This is a genomic window from Mesorhizobium sp. M1A.F.Ca.ET.072.01.1.1, from assembly GCF_004023325.1.
GTDB lineage: Bacteria > Pseudomonadota > Alphaproteobacteria > Rhizobiales > Rhizobiaceae > Mesorhizobium.
In genome coordinates this window covers 1-3,834 of the sequence record NZ_RZSF01000473.1, presented here as the reverse complement: position 1 = coordinate 3,834, position 3,834 = coordinate 1, and the positions used below count along the sequence as shown (strand labels likewise).

The following is a 3,834-nucleotide window of genomic DNA, read 5'->3' as shown; positions in this document are numbered from 1 at the left end:
TTTCCCTTCACGGTGCTAGAGGTCGTTCGTCTCGGCCTGATCGGCGGGCGTTCCGGGGTGCTGCCCGGCGAGGATGCGCGCTTGCCCGAGCGGGCGCTGGCGCGTGTCGATCTCGACGGCTTTGCCGGCCGCTTCTACCAGGAGCTTTCAGGCGGCGAGCAGCAGCGCGTCCAGCTTGCCCGTGTGCTTTGCCAGGTCTGGGCGCCGGTTCTCGAGGGCAGGCCGCGCTACCTTTTCCTGGACGAGCCTGTCTCCAGCCTCGACGTCAAGCACCAACTCATCATCATGAATATTGCGCGCGATTTCGCGCGGCGCGGCGGCGGCGTGGTGGCGATCCTGCACGACCTCAATCTGACGGCCATGTATGCCGACCGGATTTTCGTGCTCTCTCGCGGCCAGCTGGCAGCCGTCGGCTCGCCGCAAGACGTGCTCAATGACGAGCTGATCGAAAAGGTGTTCGACTGTCGGCTCAAGGTCGGCGCACTGCCTGCTGGAAGCGTTCCGTTCGTGTTGCCGCAATCGGCAGCTTAGGCGGCCGGGGCGCGCTGCTCCAGGAGGTCGATGCCAAGCAGGTGGCGCACATTCGGGCGCGCCGCGACGAGGTCGGCGATCGTGTAGCGGGAGAGCACGGCGAAGAAGGCGTTGAGCGCTTCGCGCAGCGCCGAATTCAAGGCGCAACTGTCGACCAGCGGGCATTCGGCGGCGTCGTTCTCGAAGCACTCGGCCATGGCGAAGCTCTCTTCGGTGACGCGCACGACGTCGAACAGGCTGATCTGCTCTGCCGGGCGGCCGAGCCTGACGCCGCCATTGCGGCCACGCACCGTCTCAACCAGGCCGGCCTCGACCAGCGGCTGCAGGATCTTGAACAAAAACAGCTCCGAAACCGAATAGGCGGTGGCGATCTCGGGGATGCGGCTCAGCCGGTCGCTGTTCGCGGCGCAATACATCAGTATGCGCATCGCATAGTTCGTCTGGCGCGTGAGCCGCATGGTGATCCTCGCGAAATGAGCTTGGGCCGAATATGGCCCATAGTTTGGAACAATTCCAGACTGGACCGCTAGATAGCTGAATAATCTTGTCAACTTTTTGTGCGTGTCCGCCGCATCGCACCGCAATGCGCTTTGAGCGAGCGTTTCCCCGGCGCAGGCCCTAGATAAGTCCGGGTGCAATAGGGAAGACCTTTCCATGTCACAATCAGCTCAGGCCCTCGCGCCGGTTCGATTCGACGCCGATGCGCAGGCAAAGCTCTCGGCATTGCGGCGGACCAAGTTCGTCGCCGCCGCAGCGCTTGGCCTATGCATCCTTGTCTTCGCGCTCGCCAAGTCGTTGGAGGTCACCCATCCGTGGCTCGGCTTTGTTGCCGCGTTCGCCGAGGCAGCGATCATTGGCGGGCTGGCCGACTGGTATGCGGTCGTGGCGTTGTTCAGGCGCCCGCTCGACCTGCCGATCCCGCACACGGCCATCATTCCCGAGAACCAGCACCGCATCGCCGACAATCTCGGCCGGTTCATCGAGGCCAATTTCCTTGCGCCGGAGCCCGTGCGGGAAAAGCTCGCCGAGGTCGACTTTGCGGCCCTCGTCGCCGACTGGTTGGCCGACGCCGAACGCGCCGCCGACCTGTCGCGATTCGTCGCCCGCCTGGTGCCGCAGACGCTGACCGCCGTGGAGCAGTCCGGGCTGCGCGACTTCGTCACCAGCCGCTTGCTGGAGCAGATCGAAAAAGTGCCGCTGGCGCCTTTAGCCGCGGAGCTGTTGTCGGCGCTCACCGACGACCGGCGCCACCAGAAACTGTTCGACGAGTTCACCAGGGTGGTCGGGCGCTTCCTGAACGACGAGAAGGCGCTGGCGACGATGCGCGAAAAGATCCGTGAGGAACTGCCGTCGCTGTTCAACCTGTTTCGCGCCGACGCCTATCTGCTCAAGAAGATTGTCGCTTCCGCCGGGTTGCTGCTGGAGGAGGTGCGGGCCGATCCCGATCATCCGGCGCGCGCCGAGTTCGACCGTTTCGTACTTCGCTTCGTCGAGCGGCTCAGGACCTCGAAGCAATATGCAAGGCGCGCCGAAAAGCTGAAGCGCGATTTCCTGGGCCGTCCGGAAGTCAGGGCTCTCGCCGGCGACACTTGGGCAAGCCTGCGCTTGTTCATCGAGCAGGACGCCAACGCGGCCAATTCGACGATTCGCGAGCACCTCGCCAACCTGTTCGTCGAGGTCGGACGACATTTGGCCGACGATGCCCAGATCAGGGCCGACATGAACCAGGGTTTTGTTGTGGCGCTCGCCTCCTTCGTCGAAAGCCAGAAGAGCGGCGTGTCGAAATTCATCGCCGATCAGGTCAAGCGCTGGGATCTGGCCCAGCTGACGCGGCTGATCGAGATCAATATCGGCAAGGACCTGCAGTATATCCGCTTCAACGGCATGGTGATCGGCGGTCTGGCCGGCTTGGCACTCTATACGGCGGAGCGGCTGCTTCTCCTCAATTGACGCGGACCGGGCGCGCACTATTCTCCCTAGTGGGCGCTGTAAGAGCGGCAGATCGGGAGGCGACGACATGGCAAGACAACCGGAATCCGACTCGTTTCTGGACATCTTCAGCAGGTTCGGCCGCGACTTGAAGCTGCCGAAGGTCGACATCCAGGCGATCCTCGATCACTACCGCAGGAATCTCGAGGCTCTGGAGAAGTCGGCCCGGGCAAGCGCCGCCGGCGCGTCATCCATTCTGTCGAGACAGCACGAAATGGTGCAGGAGGCGCTCGGCGAAATTACCCGGATGGCACGCAACTACCAGCCTCCGGGCAATCCGCAGGAGTTGATGACGAAGCAGGTGGATTTCGCCAGGAAATCCTTCGAGACAACGCTGAAGAATGCCGGCGAGGTCGCCGACCTGGTTCGGAAATCCGGCACCGAATCGGTCGAAATCCTGCGCGACAGGATCAAGGACGCGATGGCGGAAATCCGGGCCGGCTACGACGGGAAGTGAGCAATCCAGGACGCCTATTCGGGTTTTCCGGATCGGGTTCAGGCGGCTGAGCAATCGGCGCGTGCGGCTGCGCGTTCGCGGCTTGCCGTAAAACCGTCAACTCTGAGGGTGAAATCGAGGCGCCGCGAATTGACAGGAGCCGCCGGTTCATGGTCGGGAGATTGGCAGAAGCCAGCAGGAAAGCAGGAATGACGGAAAATCGGCCGAGGACGCCGCCGACCTTCGAACAGTTGCGGACAATGGCCGGCCAGGAGATCGGCGTGTCGGACTGGACGACGGTCGACCAGCAGCGCATCGACCAGTTCGCCCAATGCACGGGCGACCACCAGTGGATACATGTCGATCCGGAGCGCGCGAAGCGGCAGAGCCCGTTCCGCACTACGATCGCGCATGGCTATCTGACGCTGTCGATCATCGGCGCGCTGGCGCTGGAAATGGGCATCGTGCCGGAAAACACGCAAGCCGCCTTCAACTATGGCTTCGACAAAGTGCGCTTCCTGGCGCCGGTGAAGTCCGGCGCACGTATCCGGCTGCGCACGACGCTGCTCACCATGGAAGACCGAGGCCCCGGCCAATATCTGATGAAGGCCGCGAATACCGTCGAGATCGAGGGCGAGCAGAAGCCGGCGCTGACTGCCGAGACGCTGGTGATGATGTATGAGCGCCGCAAGCGGGCAGGCGCCTAAGCTCTGCCGCTGCCGGGCTGCGACGCGCCTTTGCGGCGGGACGCGGCCATTGCCCTTTCAAGCACTCTGAAGTTGCGCTCATCGGCGCATTGGGCGACGTTGAAACGCATGAAGCGGCCGGCGGAGTGCGACAGGCTGAAGGCGTTGCTGGGCGCCAGCACGACATTATCC

General features: G+C 63.5%; 5 protein-coding genes. 4 read left to right on the top strand and 1 reads right to left on the bottom strand.

What is annotated here, in order from left to right:
* Nucleotides 1–531 (top strand): ATP-binding cassette domain-containing protein (locus EOA32_RS34490; protein ID WP_128374084.1); only part of this gene is annotated, 531 nt, incomplete at its 5' end.
* On the opposite strand, the gene rirA is transcribed toward EOA32_RS34490, so the two are convergent.
* Nucleotides 528–989 (bottom strand): iron-responsive transcriptional regulator RirA, encoded by a 462-nt coding sequence (gene rirA / locus EOA32_RS34485; protein ID WP_066999863.1) that lies wholly within the window; start codon nucleotides 987–989, stop codon nucleotides 528–530. The two genes, EOA32_RS34490 and rirA, sit on opposite strands and share 4 nt — an antisense overlap.
* Nucleotides 990–1,185: 196 nt before the next feature.
* On the opposite strand from rirA, the gene EOA32_RS34480 reads away from it, so the two are divergent.
* The 3 genes from EOA32_RS34480 (at nucleotide 1,186) to EOA32_RS34470 (ending at nucleotide 3,663) form a co-directional block, all read left to right on the top strand.
* Nucleotides 1,186–2,481, top strand: coding sequence for a DUF445 domain-containing protein (locus tag EOA32_RS34480; protein WP_128374083.1), 1,296 nt, complete (start codon nucleotides 1,186–1,188; stop codon nucleotides 2,479–2,481).
* Nucleotides 2,482–2,548: 67 nt separating this feature from the next.
* A complete protein-coding gene (phaP, locus tag EOA32_RS34475; RefSeq protein ID WP_128374082.1) occupies nucleotides 2,549–2,977 on the top strand; it encodes a TIGR01841 family phasin in 429 nt (142 codons plus the stop codon).
* 188 nt (nucleotides 2,978–3,165) lie between these two features.
* Nucleotides 3,166–3,663: a MaoC family dehydratase gene (locus tag EOA32_RS34470; protein ID WP_066999871.1), complete on the top strand. Its 498-nt coding sequence runs from the start codon at nucleotides 3,166–3,168 to the stop codon at nucleotides 3,661–3,663.
* Nucleotides 3,664–3,834: the final 171 nt, after the last annotated feature.